The following is a 16,354-nucleotide window of genomic DNA, read 5'->3' on the forward strand; positions in this document are numbered from 1 at the left end:
GTCAAATTTTCTGTAAAGCTATTGTGCTGTCATTTTATCATGAATTATCAGTTTATTTCATCTGTAAAAACTCATGTAACAACGCTTTATTTTGTTCTTTATCAATTTCTAACACAGAGCCTGCATGCTGATAGGCATTAAATGTATATGTCCCTTCAGCAGGAAGCGTCATTTTTTCAATATCTACACCGCCACCTGTAGCAACAGATAGTGCCATTTTCAGCTCCTCAGCAGACGTTAAATCTGTCGTGATATAGCCTTGTGCAGCACCGACAAATTTCGGCAAATTTTTGGCATTGCCTATTGAAAATAGCTCATTTTTTAATGCATCCATTACCTTTTGCTGACGAGCCACACGCCCAAAATCACCTTCTGCATCTTGGCGGAAACGCGCATAGCCAAGCAATTCCTTGCCGTTTAACTGCTGTGTCCCTTGCTTTAATGACACCCCAATAAATGCTGACATATCCTTTTCAACATCCACTGTAATCCCATCTGGTGCTAACACATCAATCATTGCCTCAAAGCTTTTAAAATCAATCATCGCATAATGGTGAATTGGTACATCAAACATCGTATTTAATGTTTCCTTTAATAGCTGCACACCACCTAAATAATAAGCTGTGTTTAGCTTGTACGATTGATAGCCTGGAATATCTGCATAAATATCGCGCATAAACGACACGAGCTTCATATCGTTCGTATCTCGGTTCCACGATAATAGCATCATCGTATCTGTGCGTGATTTCTCCTCCCCTCGGCTATCGACACCTAAAATTAAAAAGTTTTCAATTTCCCCATTTTTCGCATCTGCCGCAAAATCCTGTGCTGGTGGCTTTGTTTCGCTTGCTAGCTTTAGCCCACTGCGATATTGCTGGATACTATAAGCAGCCCCTGCTAATAAAATAGCGAGGAGGGCAAGAAAAATAAGTCTCCCCTTTCGAAATTTTTTCCGTTGATGACGTGTTTGTCGTTGTTCGTGCTGTTCCATAAAATTCTCCTTTTACCGATTGTATCAGTACGATTATACTATTTTTCCCACATATTATATATGTAATTATTATTTTAGACGATTGTTGTGGAAGAAAGTTCAAATATGTTGTCGTTCGTTTTTGCCACATGATACAATACAGGCTAATGACAAGGAGGAATGACAATGGAAAAAGCAACATTTGCAGGTGGCTGTTTTTGGTGCATGGTAAAGCCATTTGACCAATGGGACGGCATACATAAAGTAACAAGCGGTTATATGGGTGGTCATGTAGAGAACCCAACATATGAAGATGTCAAAGGTGGCAAATCAGGACATTTAGAGGTCGTACAAATTGAATTTGACCCTAGCATTTTTAGCTATGAGCAGCTACTTGAGATTTACTGGATGCAAATCGATCCAACAGATGCAGGCGGTCAATTCCACGATCGTGGCGAATCGTATACAACGGCGATTTTTACGCATAGCAAGGAACAGCAGCTTATCGCTGAAAAATCAAAGCAGGCACTTGCAGCAAGTGGTCGCTTTAAAAAACCAATTGTGACGGTTATTCGAGATGCGGAAACTTTTTACGTCGCGGAAGATTATCATCAGGATTATTACAAAAAAGAGACTGCGCATTATAAGGAAGACCGTGCCAAATCAGGGCGCGATGAATTTATCGATACACATTGGCAAAAGTAAAGGAAAGCTGTAATCAGTGGAGATTTAGCACTTCCCCACTGATTGCTAGGTTTTGCGGTATAACAACTGTCCGTTCATATAGTACAAAGGAGTGAATAAATCTGAGTAGCGCAACACGTGCTGCGCTAAAATTTGCGTTTCCTCAAACGATTCCAATTTTAGCGGGCTTTTTATTTTTAGGCATCGCCTACGGAATTTTTATGAATTCCTTAGGCTTTCATGCGATTTACCCGATTTTAATGAGCCTCTTTATTTTTGCAGGCTCGATGGAATTTGTCGCAGCCAACCTGCTGCTTATTTCCTTTAATCCATTGAGCGCATTCTTTCTGACGCTCATGGTTAATGCAAGACATTTATTTTATGGTATCTCAATGCTTGATCAATATGGAAGAGCTGGTCACAAGAAATGGTATTTAATTTACGGTATGTGTGATGAATCCTTTGCCATCAATAGTACATTAAATATTCCGAATCATCTGGATAAAGGAAAAGTCATGCTATTTGTCACATTACTTAACCAAATTTATTGGGTGGCTGGGGCAACGATTGGTGGCGTTTTCGGCTCATTCATCACCTTCAATACAGAGGGCTTGGAATTTGTTATGACAGCACTTTTTGTTGTGATTTTCCTTGAAAACTGGCTAACTACTAAGCAGCATCATAGCGCTCTAATCGGTCTTGCATTATCGGCACTTTCACTCGCCATTTTCGGCGGTGAACGCTTTATCATTCCTGCGATGCTAGCAATTTTAGGTGTTTTAACGCTTCTTCGTCCATCATTACAAAAGGAAAAGAGGACTGCCCTATGACAATTGCACAGCAAATTATTACAGTCGGTGTGGTGGTGCTTGGTACGATGTTGACGCGTTTTTTACCGTTTTTCATTTTTCCAGCCAATAAGCCGACACCTGCTTATATTCAATATATCGGAAAAGTATTACCTGCTGCCGTTATTGGTATGCTTGTTATTTATTGCTTTAAGGATGTGCGCTTTTTATCAGGACATCACGGATTACCTGAAATTTTAGGGGTACTCGTTGTCGTCTGCTTGCATCTTTGGAAACGTAATATGCTGCTATCCATTGCCGCAGGTACTTGTTTTTATATGGTGCTTGTGCAGCTTGTCTTTTAGGAGGACATGTCTTGAAAAAATGGCTTGTATTTGTTGTTGCCCTCACCTTACTAGTTGGCTGTCAGAAAAGACGGAGAACGTTCTCCCAGAAGAAATGCCTGCCGATTTTAATTTTAAAGTGCAATTTGGCATAAACAAACGAAATAGCATCAATACGTACGACAATACAGTAACAAAGGATTTAATTGTAGATGGCACAGCTTCTACTGCCCTGCAATTAACAGAAGATGACATGCGCGCTATTTATGAAGAAATGAAGGAGATTCATATCGGTACGCCAAAAAAGCTGATTCCTCAATCCACTTGTAAGCAAATACCTTATAGTGAGGACGAATGGCATATTACCATAGATGGACAAACATTTGATTATAGTGTTTCACAACAGTTTTGCGAGCTGACAAAGGATGGCAAGAAGCTTTTAGCTTTGCGTGAACAAATATGGAGCATCGTGCGTGAAAAACCAGCCTATCAGGAATTACCAGAGGCTCGCGGCGGGTATCAATAACGGCTTGTTGCCCTAAAATACTCGTAGCCAAATTTATCAAGCGATATGAAAGGAATATGTTTATGCAAAAGGTATTCGCTCGCGTAGTAATCAAAAAGAGGAAGAAAAAGATCTATTAAGTACTGCGGCAACAGAAGTGATTGCAGATTTTCCTGACATTCCTGTATGTGAGGAGCAATTTATTCATCATCCATCACCTATCAACTTTACAAATGATATGTACTATGATTGGCCGTATGCGAGAACCGATATTGTCTAAATGAACAATAGCCTTCAAAATAGTTATTCTACTATTTTGAAAGCTATTTTATTAGTTTACATAATAATATTATACGTTAGCTGTTTCGAATGTCACAATCGCTTCAATGAACTGTGCTCCATATTTTTCAAGCTTACTTTCTCCTACACCGCTAATCGCTAAAAATTCTGCGGCATTTTGCGGGCGCTTAGCACACATATCATGCAATGTTTTATCAGAGAAAACAACGAATGGTGGCACGCCCTCTTGTTTAGCAATCGCCATACGGACAGCTCGCAGCTCCTCGAATAACGGATCTTTATCGTGCACGACTTGCTGTACAACAGCTTGTCTACGATAAACACGTACATTGCCTAACAGTACCTCTTTTCCGCGCTCTGCCACAAAGATTGTTGGAAACTGCCCATTGCTTACCGCAATTAGCTGCTCTGCGATTAAAAACTCAATAAAGTTAGCAATATCCTTTGCTGACATCGCCTTTAAAATGCCGTATGTTGGCAATTTATCAAAACGAAACTCTGTGACCTTTTTATTGCGTGAGCCTGCCAGCACTTGAGCGGTAATCGTTTTACCGAATTTTTGCCCCATACGCACGATACAAGACAGCACCTTTTGTGCATCCTCTGTGACATCCTCTTTCGGTCTTGCATCTGCACAATTGCTGCATTGTCCACATCCCTCCGCATTTTCCTCGCCAAAATAGCTAATGATATATTGCTGTAAGCAGTTCTCTGTATGACAGTAATCAACCATTTGCTGCAGCTTCGTCAGCTCTAAAGGTATGCGTGTGCGATCCTGCGCCTGATCAATTAAAAAACGCTGTGTTTGCTCATCGCTAGAGGCATACAGCAAAATACATTCACTTGGCAAGCCGTCTCGTCCTGCCCTACCTGCCTCCTGATAATAACTCTCCATATTGCGTGGCATTTGATAGTGCAGCACGAAGCGCACGTTCGTTTTATTAATGCCCATGCCAAATGCATTCGTTGCAACCATTACTTGTGCTTCATCCTGTAAAAAACGATTTTGCTCATCTGCGCGCGACACTTCATCCATGCCGCCATGGTATTTGGCAACACGCACGCCCATTTTGCTAATTTGTTCATATAAAGAATCAACCGCTTTACGCGTTGCTGCATAAATAATGCCTGCTTCAGATTGACTATTTTTCAAGAATTGCTTTACATAGGCATCCTTGCTAATACCCGACTGTACTGAAAAGCGCAAATTGCTACGTGCAAAGCCTGTAATAAAGGTATGCCCCTCTTGAATAGCGAGTATCGAGCGAATATCATCACAAACGGTGGGCGTTGCTGTTGCCGTTAATGCTACAACGGTTGGACGCTCCGCCCAGAGCTGTAGCACATTTTGGATATTGCGATAGCTTGGTCGAAAATCATGCCCCCATTGCGAAATACAGTGTGCCTCATCAATGGCAATCAATGGCACTTTAATTGTCGCAAGTGTTTGACAAAAATAATCATTATCTAAGCGCTCTGGTGCAATATATAGCATTTTAATGCGACCGTTGCGCACATCGCGCAGCACGTCCTGCACTTCCTCCATCGATTGTGAGCTATTTAAAAAGGCTGCTGGCACACCGCTTGCAACAAGCATATCTACTTGATCTTTCATCAGTGAAATGAGCGGCGATATAACAAGTGTCGTTCCCTCTAAAGAGAGAGCCGGAATTTGATAGCATAGTGATTTTCCACCACCTGTTGGCATAACAACTAATGTATCAATACCATCCAGCACTTGAGCGATGGCTTGCTCCTGCCCTTCTCGAAATGATTCATAGCCAAAATACGCTTGTAAATGCTTTTTGGCTGCTTGCATCTTCAAAACGTTCAATTCCCCCTTTTAGTTTACATAATAATATTATGAGCGAAATTACTCGCTAATTGTAATTTTTCCTCATCAATGCCTGTTGCAATATCCATTTTATGCATCAGCTCAACTAGCTTATTTGTTGAAATATTACCTGTTGCCCCAGGTGAAAATGGACAGCCCCCTAGCCCGCCAACCGAGCTGTCGAAGGCAGTAATGCCCGCTTGTAGTGCAGCAATCGTATTGGCATAAGCAAAGCCATTCGTATCATGGAAATGCGCAATAAATTTCATGCTAGGAAAATCCTCACGCAATTTTGCAAAGCGCTCATAAACCATTCTCGGCGTCGCCTGTCCATTCGTATCTCCAATCGAAATTTCATCCACTCCATGCTCTGCAAAATGGCGAACGACACGTGTGACCTGCTCATAGGAAATAGCTCCTTCATATGGGCAGCTAAAGCACATCGACACATAGCCACGCACAAATAAATTGTGCTGCTTTGCTACTTGGAACATGTCTGCACATTCCTGCAAAGAATCCTCAATCGAGCGACGAATATTACGTTCATTGAATGTTTCACTTGCGCCAACAAACACTGCGATTTGCTGCACCCCAGCAGCTAATGCGAGCTGCAATGCTTTCATATTCGGTGTCAATACAAGAAAATCAATGCCTAAGCTCTTCGAGAATGCCACAATTTCCTGCGCATCCGCCATTTGTGGGACAGCTTTTGGATGCACAAATGAAGCTGTTTCAATGCGCTTCACACCCGTATTCACCAACTGCTCAATCAATTGCTTTTTTTGTGCTGTTGGCACAAATTTAGCTTCATTTTGCAAACCATCTCTTGGTCCAACCTCTGTAATCTCAATCATCTTTGGAAAATACATCTATCTCCCACCCCTTATTCACATATACTATTACCTTACCTGAAAAACTGTAAAGACGTCAAAGTAAATTCATGCATTTTTCCCTGCACGTTGAATCGCTAAAACAGCACAAAATAATGCGCAAATTAATACAACAAAAATGACTTTCGTATAAAAATGACTTTGTAGCATGTCATAAACAAAGCCAATCAATAATGGCATAATCGCACTCATCATAAAGCCGCCTGACATGACCATGGAGCTCCAAGCGTTCGCTTCCTGGTTATTGCGTGCTTCATTTAACGGTAATGTTAAGGCAAGTGGGAATAAGCCACCTAATGTCACCCCTAATAGCATGGCCCCCACCCAAATAGCGACAGTCGCATTCATAAATAAGCAGGCAGCGCCTACTCCGCCGACTGTTAACAGCACAAATAACCACATCATTGGATTCGGATACTTTGCCAACACGCTTGGCAATAATGCGTTGGTTGTCAGCTGTACAAGTGACATTACCGTTAACACCGTTCCTGCTGTTACGATAGAAAATCCTTGTGCCATCGCTACAGGCGCTAACCAAGTCGTTAATGAAAAGAACAGCGATGCTTGTAGACCAAAGAATAGCAAGAGCAGCCATGCCTTTTTTGTTTTCCATGGATTGCGCACTTCAGTAGAGAGTGGCGCAAATAATGTCACCCCTTCCTCACGCTTCAATGCGACAAGCCAAATAATAATCGCTGCTATGGCAAGTGCACTCCACACACCTAAGGCGATTGTCCATTGACCAAAATACTCATAAAAAATAGCTGTAAAGCCCGCACTTAAAGCCGCACCTGTGCCCATCGCTAAAGAATAAATGCTGACAACGGTTCCGAGGTTATGTGGAAAATACATTTTAATAAAGGTATTCAGCATGGGGCTAATAATGGCAATCGCAAAGCCTACTAGCAAGCTCGTTATAAGCAGCATGCTATAATTTGTGACAAACGTCCGAGCAAATGTAGCAACACCAATCAGGGCGATCAGTAGCACAATGGAGGATCGATAGTCAAAGCGGCGCTGCATTGGCACAGCAAGCGGCGCAAACAGTCCCATACAAAAAACAGGAATCGCTGTTAACAAGCTGACCTGTGTTCCTGAAATATGTAAATCTGCACGAATCGTATTTAATACAGGACCAATCGATGTAATCGCTGGTCGTAAATTAAGCGATACAATAAAAATGGCAATGATGAGCAATAGCTTTTTATGTTTCATTCAAAATTCCTCATTTCTTTGGTAACTTCCTTTAGTAAGTTAAGCACAAATTTTTCACAATTTCTATATCGTATTTCTTCATTTCCTTTATGGAGAAGTTACGCTATAATAGAAAGTATTGTGTACAAATAAGAGCATATTTGCTCGTTGTTTAATTTGAAGGAGGAAGCTTACATGATTCAAGTAAGTGGCGTTGGTTTACGTTATGGTGATCGTAAACTATTTGAAGACGTAAATATTAAATTCACACCAGGTAACTGTTACGGCTTAATCGGTGCAAACGGTGCTGGGAAATCAACATTTTTAAAAATTTTAGCAGGTGATATCGAAGCGCAGGAAGGCCATGTATCAATGGGCAAGGACGAGCGTTTATCGGTATTAAAGCAAAATCACTTTGAGTACGATGAGCATACAGTGTTAGACACTGTTATTATGGGAAACAAGCGCCTTTATGAAGTAATGAAGGAAAAAGACGCAATTTATGCAAAAGAAGAATTTTCTGATGAAGACGGCATGCGCGCAGCAGAGCTTGAAGGCGAATTCGCTGAAATGAACGGCTGGGTAGCAGAGTCAGATGCCGCTACATTATTAAACGGCTTAGGCATTGGCGATGATCTGCACTATTCAAAAATGGCAGACTTAGAAGGCTCTGATAAAGTTAAAGTATTGCTTGCACAAGCATTATTTGGTGAGCCAGATGTTCTATTACTAGATGAGCCTACCAACCACCTTGACTTAAAGGCAATTCAATGGCTAGAAGAGTTTTTAATCAACTTTGAACATACAGTAATCGTTGTATCGCATGACCGTCACTTCTTAAATAAAGTGTGTACGCATATCGCAGACCTTGATTTCGGTAAAATCCAATTATACGTAGGAAACTACGATTTCTGGTATGAGTCAAGCCAATTAGCACAAAAAATGCTATCTGACCAAAATTCGAAAAAAGAAGAAAAAATTAAAGAATTAAAAGAATTCATTGCACGCTTCTCTGCCAACGCATCTAAATCGAAGCAAGCGACTTCTCGTAAAAAAATGTTAGACAAAATTGAGTTAGACGATATTCGCCCATCTAGCCGTAAATATCCGTTTATCAACTTCCAAATCGGACGTGATATCGGAAATGATGTATTAACAGTTGATGGTTTATCTGCTTCATTAGATGGAGAAGTATTATTCAAAGACCTGCGCTTCTCAATGAACAAAGATGATAAAATTGCCTTTTTAGGTAGCCCAAATGCGAAAACAGCATTATTCGATATTTTAACGGAAAATGCGGAGCCAGATAGCGGCACCTTCAAATGGGGTGTGACAACATCACAAAGCTATTTTGAAAACGACCATGATAAATACTTCACTGGTGATGAAAAAACATTGGTTGATTGGTTACGCCAATATTCACCAGATGACGAAACAGAAAGCTTCCTACGTGGCTTCTTAGGTCGTATGCTATTCTCTGGTGAGGAAGTGAAAAAATCCCCTGCTGTGTTATCAGGGGGAGAAAAGGTTCGCTGTATGCTATCAAAAATGATGCTAGCGAATTCTAACGTAGTTATTTTAGATGAGCCAACAAACCATTTAGACCTTGAATCCATTCAAGCGCTAAACGAAGGCTTAATTCGCTTTAAAGGTGCGATGCTGTTCACATCACATGACCACCAATTCATTCAAACAATCGCTAACCGCATCATCGAAATTCGCGAAGACGGGTCGATTTTAGATAAGCAATTAACATATGATGAATTCCTTGAGTGGAAGGAATCACAAGGGTTGAAGTAATCCACCTAAAAAAAGAGGCTTCTCTGACAATGAGAAGCCTCTTTTTCCTGAAGATAATCAAACCAAACCTGTCTATACTTACTGTGCTTCGCCAACAACTGTAAAACGCTCATTGATATGCTGAGGATTTTCAATTTCATCCATTACCGCAATCGCATAGTCTGAATAGCTAATGTAGCTCTCGCCTTTCGAATTAACCAAAAGGTGGTCTTTTCCAGATTGGTATGCACCAGTTCGTTTTCCCTCTGCATCAAACATGGCAGATGGGCTAATAAATGTCCATGTAATAGTAGCCGTTTCCTGCAACTCTTGTAAATTGCGTCCTTGCCCTTTCGCAGTCGGGGTAAATATATCTGGAAAGTCAGGTGTTTCCATGACCATAAGCGTTTTGTTTTCATCTACGTAAAGGCTTCCTGCCCCACCTACAATAATCGCTCTTGTATCAGTTCCTTTTAGTGCCTCAATTAGAGCATGCCCTGCATCAACATGCGCCTGCTCCTCACCAAGGGGCGCACCGAATGCATTCACAACTACTTCAAATTCTTTCACATCATCAGATGTCAAATCAAAAATAGTTTTTTCCATTACCACAACATTTTTATCATCAATTTTTGAAGCATCTCTTACAATAGCCGTTACTTCATGTCCACGACTAACAGCCTCTTTCAAAATAAGACGTCCAGCTTTACCGCTTGCGCCAATGATTGCAATTTTCATGTTAAGATCCTCCTCAGAATAAAATAAGTTGTAACTACATCAGTTACCTGTAATCATATTAATTACATTTCAGGCATATGTCAATACTTTTTTCATTGCAACTACAATTGAATTATACTTGTAATAAAATGAATTACAGGTGTATTATTATGTTACATGTATACATGAAAGGTGATCAAAATGTCAATTAGTAGTCGATTTTCTGTAGGTATTCATATATTAGCTCTTATTGAAATAAATAAAAGTGGGATAAGTACGTCAGAGTTTTTAGCTGGAAGTGTCAATACAAACCCTGCTGTCATCAGAAAAATTATGGGGATGCTTAAAACTGCGGGCTTAGTAAATGTTCGACCTGGTGTTGCAGGAGCTGAGCTCGCAAAAGAATTATCTGAAATTACATTGTTTGATGTTTATAAGGCTGTAAATGTTGTACAGGAGAAAGAATTATTTACTGTACATGATAGTCCAAATCCTGAATGCCTCGTCGGTAGGAACATCCAAAATACTATTGAACCATTATTCGCATCAGCTCAATTGGCGATGGAAAAGGTTTTAAAAAGTCTTACTTTAGAGGATGTTGTAAAGGATATTGCCACGAAAGAAAATATCTAATCTGTTACAAGAGAAACTTCATGCCAGTTGCCCTAAAACCTGTGGCAACTGGCATGCTCTCTTTAATACGCTCTGCTCACAAATAAAAAAACCACTCAATTAAGAGTGGTTTTCTTCGTAAATTATAGTTTTACGATGTTAGCAGCTTGAGGTCCGCGTTGGCCTTCTTCTACTGTGAATTCAACTTTTTGGCCTTCTTCAAGTGATTTGAAACCTTCACCTTGGATAGCTGAGAAGTGAGCGAATACGTCTTGACCGCCTTCTACTTCGATGAATCCGAAACCTTTTTCTGCGTTAAACCATTTTACTGTACCTTGTGTCATTTGAATGACCTCCATTAATTGTATTAAATAAAATCTTATTACTCGAATCGAAAAAAAATCACATATTACAAAAAGTATCTATCAAAACACGATTACTCTTTGTAATATGTGATTTCATGTCTTCTTTTACAGTTGATTTTATTAACTTAATCTTAAAACAATATCCACCATTTGTCAAGCACAAAACGAATATAATTTATTATTAGCAGGTTTATGCTCAAAGAAAAAGTGGTAAAGTGTTAAAAACCCCAAAAGGAAGTGGTAAAAATGCGTTACTTCTTTTTGTTTTGCACCATGCTATTTTTAGCGAGCTGTAGCAATGAAACACAGCCAATTGAAAGCCCACCTACCGAAGTGCAGGCAAATGAATTGCAGCTCTTTTTTAAAGAAGATGGCTCTACCGCCTTTTTTGAAGGTGAAGGTAATGAATTTGCTAGCTATACGGAGCAAACATTTTGGCTTAGCTCTGATTACGTCCATGTCCGCATTGATAATGGCGGTGCTACTATTAATAAAGTGTATCGAATTACAGATACAGCAATCGAATTAATATTTCAGGAGGTGGAGGATGTCGCTCAGTTCGATGAGGCCGCACTCGACACATACCAAGTAATTTCAACGCTCCTAAAAGCCCCAATTGATATTGGACAGTCTGAGGATAATTGGACAATTACCGACATCTCTGCACCAATAGACACACCTTATCGCACCTTTGACGATGCGATTGTCGTTGTGAAAGAAGTTGAAAATATAACTGAAACAAACTATTATGTGCGCGGCTATGGATTAGTGAAAAGTGTTACGGAAATGGTGGATGGTGATGAGGCATTTGTTGTTTCTTCTACGTTGAAAGAGCTTGAGGTTGAATAATAAATTGTTTAAGAGAGCTGACGAGCAGAAGGTCAGCTCTTTCTCATTGCTATTTACATATTTGCTGTTTTTTCCTGTATGATATTTTGAAAATGCTGGATGAATCATAATTATCCTACAATCATTAACACTAATTGAATCCAAAGTAGCGAGGTTATCCAGCTATATTACCTCACAGTATTTTCAATATACACTATAAGAAATTGTTGTTTTTACAGATAACTGTATAATAAGCATGACTATATAAAAAGGAGCATCTATTTGAAAAATACAAAGCTCAGAATCATTTGGATGATTCCAAATATATTTTGTTACCTCATGTTGCTAGGCTTTGCAACCTTTGTCTTTATAAAAGCAGAAGGATTAATGGCCATTGATAGGCTTACAATATGGGTCATTGCATTATTCGCGTTATTATTTGTTTCGTTATTTGGCAGTTATCGAATTTGGACTTGGATCAAGGAAGGAAAAATGTAATCTATTTATTTTAAAGGAGCTTAAACAATGATTATTATGATTAATGGCGCATTTGGTGTAGGAAAAACAACCATTGCCACAAGGCTACAAAATGAAATTGACAACAGCATGCTTTATGACCCGGAGGAAGTTGGCTATTTGCTGCGCAATGTGGTGCCTCTCGATATTAAGAAAATGGAATCCCCTACCGGTGATTTTCAAGATTTAGCATTATGGAAAGAGCTAACGGTTGAGATGGCACAGCATTTGATGAAAAATTATCAGCGTCATCTTATTGTGCCGATGACCATTCGCAAATTTGACTATTTTCAATTTATTTATGACGGCTTCAAACAAATTGATGAAGCTACCTACCATTTTTGCTTATCCGCAAGTAAAGAGACGATTTACGAAAGGCTTAGACTGCGTGGTGAGGAGGAGGGCAACTGGTGTTTCCAGCAAACGGACAAATGCTTGAAGGCCTATCATACATATGATTTCAGTGAATATATCGATACTGAAAATATGATGGTAGAGACCATTGTACATACGATTAAAGAAAAATTGGTCTTGTAGTAGAAAAAGCGAAAGCCTTTTGCATTTTGCCATGAATTTGCAAAAGGCTATGTATCAATTTCAATCGGCTTCAATAAGTGCTTTTACACGTTTTGCATAGCTAATTATTTTGACGTTTTTAGGAGGAGTTTACCTTTGCATATTGGCTTAATTATTATTTTAATATTAGTGTTTTGTATTGTTCTTTATATCATTATTGAAAAAGCGGTTAGTAGAGGGATTGATATTTCTGAAACGAATGAATTGCTGCGAAAAATTTCAAAGCAATTGGAGGAGCAAAATAAAAAATAGTGGTGCAAAAGAAGGAGCCATGTTCAAAAAACAAAAGCCTTCCTTCACCTCACTACTTTACTCTTGATTTACTATATAAAAAGCAAAAGACTGCTGCTAGCCTTTTGCTTTTTTGCATAGTTACCAAACAAACCCTACTGGCCAAGTAGCAACTTTATAGAGACCTGATAGATTGTGGCGCTCCGCCATTTTTTCTAACATGTCGACTGTCTGTTGATATGTTTCGTCATTGATTGCCTCGAATGGCTTGTCAATTTGGATATAGCCTGATGTTAGCTCTGCTAAATGAAAGGCATGCTGAAATAGAGCTGCTTCACCTACAGGCTCATACTCAAATAAAAAATGTGGCATAACAATCGTGTAATCAAAAGCAACTTGTTGTGTGTCCATTGCAAAGCTCGTACCTTGCTTATAAAAGCCGACGACTTGAAAATTCATTACTTCTGAAATCAATTCCAACGAAAACGTATCGCCAATTTCATAAATCCCTTTATAGGCATACCCTAGCACTACAGGAATAGGTTGATCTGGTGTCACAAGTGTATAATCTGTTATTTTTAGGTTGCGCCCTTCCTCAATCTGCTGATCAAAACGCTGGAACACTCCATCCCCTAATAACAGTGTTTTTAATGGTGTTGCTAAAAATGGATTACCCTCCCAATCTCGCGCTTCGACATTCATTGGGTTCGGCACTTTGCCTGCTTGATATTGGTCATAGCCATCAACGAAAGCAGTGTCACCCTGATAATCTCCTCTGTAAACTAAAGGATAGTCATTTACTAATAAATAATCAAAGGTAGCCTTCATTTCTTCGTACATCGCCCTTACTTTTTTGTGTGGGACTGTATTGACACCGCTCTCAAGCTCTTCAAAAGCGAAAACAGTTTGATAGTATGCTTCAGGCACTGTGGATGAATAGCTAATATACTCGCCATATTCCTCAAATGTAGTGGTCGTTTGTGGCTGCTCTGCTCCACTTGTTTCATCTGTTATCCCACATGCGCTAAGCAATAGTATGCTCATCATTGCTAGCGTTAGCTTCTTTCGTTTTTTGGTCATTTTCGTCATCCTTGTCATGTTATTTTTCTATTGGCTACCTAAAACCTCATCTACTTCCTGTGCAAACACTTGGAATATATAATGAACTTCCTGCTCCTTTGATGCAATGCCTGTTGCTAAGCCCTCAGGTGCTTTAGAGCCTTGTAAATCCATCAGCACATTATGGTCCGCATCTACCATTGAAAAATCCCCTTGCTGCCAACGTGTTAATATATTTAAATATGCTTCATGATGCACATAATGCGCTTTGTTTTGTTCAACCATTTGCAGTAAAGTGTCAATTCGCTTAACTGTCATCATAATAGAGCCTTCTTTGCTTTCCGCAATCACTTTTTGATGCGCCATTTGCTGCATCACCTCTTCGACTAAATTGTCAACAAACGGCTCATCTCCACTTTTCCAAGCATCCAGCTTGTCAGAAAATAAAGAAGTTTCCCAGCCGAAGCTCGTATCGACCGTTGAAACAAGGCGATCATCAAAGGTCATGAATTGCTGTGCAATGTGCTTCAAAAATTCTGGCTCAAATACGGCAAAATACTTGCCGTCCTGCATCACTGATTTTTGCCCATCTATAATAGAAAATGGCTTGATTGCCTTAATTTCTGTTTCTAGGAAAGCATCTAGTGGAGCGTTTGTTTCTAGTCTTTTTGTAAATGCTTGCCATTGCGTATGCTGCATTTTATAAAGAATAACATTCAGGAGCTTTAGCAAATGCTCTCTGCCTAGTTGTTGCCCTTCTGTAGCCGCCATCATTAATGCAACAACTTCCTCCCCATTTAATTGATGAATTCCTCTGTCAAATTCAAATGCAGCTTGTGATATCGCTCTTACTCGAATATCCTCTGGTATACTGTAATCCATATCCTCAGCTGTAGCCAGCCACGCTGAAAAAGTGGATAAATTCATTACTGCATAGTAATCAATTGCTAAATCAAATAGTTCAGCAACTGTTCTTCTCACACTTTCAGCCCCATCTGTATAAGCAAATGTCAGCTTATCCTGTGTAACAGCTCCCCCTTCGCCAAATATCGGCACATACATATCACGTGGAAGCGAGAGCACATGCAATGTCTTGGCTCTTTGACTATAGGCGAGTAACAGATTAATATGTATTCGATCATCCTCCCCCTTTAGCGTAATGAGCGTTGTGACAACATCCTTGTCGCTAGTCTGCTGTCCTTCTTGTATTATCAGTGGTAGCAGCAATACAAAGCATAGGGCGATAACGCACAATGAGGCTGTCAACGGCACTACTGTAGCAAGCCATTTCTTTTTCTTGTTTGGGTGATGAATTTGTTCAAATACTTTTTGGCGATCTTCCTTTGTAAATTGCAATGCTGCTTTAGATGTCGTGAACAAATCATCCTTTAAGCGTTTACCTTCCATTTGGCTCTACCTCCTTTATAATGAGCGCTAATTTCTTCTTTGCCCTTCTTAATCTTGTTTTCACCGTATTAACGGAAATATCCAACACGTTAGCAATTTCCTCTGTATTTAACGATTCATAGTAGTATAAATAGACAACTTCTCGATACATCTTTGGCAGAGAAAAAATCATGTCCTTCATTTCCTCCTGCTCATATTTAGCGATAACCGTTTTTTCTATTGATGGTAAAATTGCCTTTGCTGTTTCATTGATAAAGCTTTTGACTTGCACCATTTTGTAATGCCAGCTTTTCAAATAATCCTTGCTTTCATTAATCGTTATACGATAGAGCCATGTTTTGATTTGTGCATCAAATCGAAATGATTCAAGGCTTTGGTAGCATTTAATAAAGGTATTTTGAACAATATCCTTCGCGAGCTCTGCATCTTTTACATAAGAAAAGGCTAAGCGTACGAGTTCATTGCCGTAGTCAATCATGATTTTTTCCAATATGTCATCCTTTTCTTCTCTGTCCAATTCACTATCCCCCTTTCAAATTTTGCTATTAGACGATTGCCAAAGAAAAATCGGTTCAATTTGAAGTAAATATTTTTTTACATAGTAGAAAGCCTGTATCTCAAATGATTACATCATCATAGATACAGGTTTATTATTCTGCATTGATAAAATTTTTGTCTGGCACCTATGTAATAAAAGCTGCAAAGCCTATAACAAAAGACCAATATATCTCAGTACACGACTTCCTGCTTTTTTG

At 39.5% G+C, this 16,354-nt stretch carries 20 protein-coding genes; 11 read left to right on the plus strand and 9 right to left on the minus strand.

Annotated elements, in window-relative coordinates:
- Positions 1-52 precede the first annotated feature (52 nt).
- The gene (locus R6U77_RS14755; protein ID WP_293928435.1) at positions 53-991 is read right to left on the minus strand and encodes an LCP family protein; all 939 of its coding nucleotides are present in this window, start codon (positions 989-991) and stop codon (positions 53-55) included.
- 165 nt (positions 992-1,156) lie between these two features.
- On the opposite strand from R6U77_RS14755, the gene msrA reads away from it, so the two are divergent.
- From msrA to R6U77_RS14780, 5 genes are all read left to right on the plus strand, one after another.
- Entirely contained in the window at positions 1,157-1,675 is a 519-nt protein-coding gene (gene msrA / locus R6U77_RS14760) for a peptide-methionine (S)-S-oxide reductase MsrA (RefSeq protein WP_293928433.1), read from the plus strand.
- Between the two features lie 95 nt (positions 1,676-1,770).
- Positions 1,771-2,484: an AzlC family ABC transporter permease gene (locus tag R6U77_RS14765; protein ID WP_293928472.1), complete on the plus strand. Its 714-nt coding sequence runs from the start codon at positions 1,771-1,773 to the stop codon at positions 2,482-2,484.
- Complete coding sequence (locus R6U77_RS14770) at positions 2,481-2,807, plus strand: branched-chain amino acid transporter permease (protein WP_319836225.1); 327 nt, start codon at positions 2,481-2,483, stop codon at positions 2,805-2,807. Before R6U77_RS14765 ends, R6U77_RS14770 begins: the two co-directional genes overlap by 4 nt.
- Before the next feature lie 19 nt (positions 2,808-2,826).
- Positions 2,827-3,312, plus strand: coding sequence for a hypothetical protein (locus tag R6U77_RS14775; RefSeq protein ID WP_319836226.1), 486 nt, complete (start codon positions 2,827-2,829; stop codon positions 3,310-3,312).
- A 136-nt stretch (positions 3,313-3,448) separates the two neighbouring features.
- Complete coding sequence (locus R6U77_RS14780) at positions 3,449-3,571, plus strand: hypothetical protein (protein WP_319836227.1); 123 nt, start codon at positions 3,449-3,451, stop codon at positions 3,569-3,571.
- Positions 3,572-3,640: 69 nt separating this feature from the next.
- Here the strand turns inward: R6U77_RS14780 and recQ are convergent, their stop codons facing one another.
- The 3 genes from recQ to R6U77_RS14795 form a co-directional block, all read right to left on the minus strand.
- Positions 3,641-5,410 carry a DNA helicase RecQ gene (gene recQ / locus R6U77_RS14785; protein ID WP_319838381.1) on the minus strand — a complete coding sequence of 590 codons (1,770 nt, stop codon included), beginning with the start codon at positions 5,408-5,410 and terminating at the stop codon, positions 3,641-3,643.
- 29 nt (positions 5,411-5,439) lie between these two features.
- The gene (locus R6U77_RS14790; RefSeq protein WP_319836228.1) at positions 5,440-6,294 is read right to left on the minus strand and encodes a hydroxymethylglutaryl-CoA lyase; all 855 of its coding nucleotides are present in this window, start codon (positions 6,292-6,294) and stop codon (positions 5,440-5,442) included.
- A gap of 69 nt (positions 6,295-6,363) precedes the next feature.
- Positions 6,364-7,530 (minus strand): MFS transporter, encoded by a 1,167-nt coding sequence (locus R6U77_RS14795; protein ID WP_319836229.1) that lies wholly within the window; start codon positions 7,528-7,530, stop codon positions 6,364-6,366.
- A 174-nt stretch (positions 7,531-7,704) separates the two neighbouring features.
- Between R6U77_RS14795 and R6U77_RS14800 the strand changes: the two genes are divergently transcribed.
- Positions 7,705-9,309: an ABC-F family ATP-binding cassette domain-containing protein gene (locus R6U77_RS14800; RefSeq protein WP_293928423.1), complete on the plus strand. Its 1,605-nt coding sequence runs from the start codon at positions 7,705-7,707 to the stop codon at positions 9,307-9,309.
- 78 nt (positions 9,310-9,387) lie between these two features.
- Here R6U77_RS14800 and R6U77_RS14805 read toward each other — a convergent pair whose 3' ends face one another.
- A complete protein-coding gene (locus R6U77_RS14805) occupies positions 9,388-10,026 on the minus strand; it encodes an NAD(P)-dependent oxidoreductase (RefSeq protein WP_319836230.1) in 639 nt (212 codons plus the stop codon).
- 180 nt (positions 10,027-10,206) lie between these two features.
- On the opposite strand from R6U77_RS14805, the gene R6U77_RS14810 reads away from it, so the two are divergent.
- Entirely contained in the window at positions 10,207-10,638 is a 432-nt protein-coding gene (locus R6U77_RS14810; RefSeq protein WP_293928421.1) for an Rrf2 family transcriptional regulator, read from the plus strand.
- Positions 10,639-10,760: 122 nt separating this feature from the next.
- Here the strand turns inward: R6U77_RS14810 and R6U77_RS14815 are convergent, their stop codons facing one another.
- Positions 10,761-10,961 carry a cold-shock protein gene (locus tag R6U77_RS14815; RefSeq protein WP_004225195.1) on the minus strand — a complete coding sequence of 67 codons (201 nt, stop codon included), beginning with the start codon at positions 10,959-10,961 and terminating at the stop codon, positions 10,761-10,763.
- Between the two features lie 267 nt (positions 10,962-11,228).
- Between R6U77_RS14815 and R6U77_RS14820 the strand changes: the two genes are divergently transcribed.
- From R6U77_RS14820 to R6U77_RS14835, 4 genes are all read left to right on the plus strand, one after another.
- Positions 11,229-11,831 (plus strand): hypothetical protein, encoded by a 603-nt coding sequence (locus R6U77_RS14820; RefSeq protein ID WP_319836231.1) that lies wholly within the window; start codon positions 11,229-11,231, stop codon positions 11,829-11,831.
- A 261-nt stretch (positions 11,832-12,092) separates the two neighbouring features.
- Positions 12,093-12,308 (plus strand): hypothetical protein, encoded by a 216-nt coding sequence (locus R6U77_RS14825; RefSeq protein ID WP_319836232.1) that lies wholly within the window; start codon positions 12,093-12,095, stop codon positions 12,306-12,308.
- A 27-nt stretch (positions 12,309-12,335) separates the two neighbouring features.
- Complete coding sequence (locus R6U77_RS14830) at positions 12,336-12,863, plus strand: AAA family ATPase (protein ID WP_293928416.1); 528 nt, start codon at positions 12,336-12,338, stop codon at positions 12,861-12,863.
- Between the two features lie 135 nt (positions 12,864-12,998).
- The gene (locus R6U77_RS14835) at positions 12,999-13,154 is read left to right on the plus strand and encodes a hypothetical protein (protein WP_293928415.1); all 156 of its coding nucleotides are present in this window, start codon (positions 12,999-13,001) and stop codon (positions 13,152-13,154) included.
- Positions 13,155-13,274: 120 nt separating this feature from the next.
- Here R6U77_RS14835 and R6U77_RS14840 read toward each other — a convergent pair whose 3' ends face one another.
- From R6U77_RS14840 to R6U77_RS14850, 3 genes are read right to left on the minus strand one after another with little or no spacing between them, the layout of a single operon-like run.
- Positions 13,275-14,213, minus strand: coding sequence for a hypothetical protein (locus R6U77_RS14840; RefSeq protein WP_319836233.1), 939 nt, complete (start codon positions 14,211-14,213; stop codon positions 13,275-13,277).
- A gap of 27 nt (positions 14,214-14,240) precedes the next feature.
- Positions 14,241-15,599, minus strand: a complete 1,359-nt coding sequence (locus tag R6U77_RS14845; protein WP_319836234.1) for a DUF6241 domain-containing protein — start codon at positions 15,597-15,599, stop codon at positions 14,241-14,243.
- On the minus strand, positions 15,589-16,116 hold the full coding sequence (locus R6U77_RS14850; RefSeq protein WP_319836235.1) for a sigma-70 family RNA polymerase sigma factor: 528 nt from the start codon (positions 16,114-16,116) through the stop codon (positions 15,589-15,591). Before R6U77_RS14850 ends, R6U77_RS14845 begins: the two co-directional genes overlap by 11 nt.
- Positions 16,117-16,354 lie beyond the last annotated feature (238 nt).

Origin of the sequence: Lysinibacillus louembei (assembly GCF_033880585.1) — a bacterium.
GTDB classification, from domain to species: domain Bacteria; phylum Bacillota; class Bacilli; order Bacillales_A; family Planococcaceae; genus Metasolibacillus; species Metasolibacillus louembei.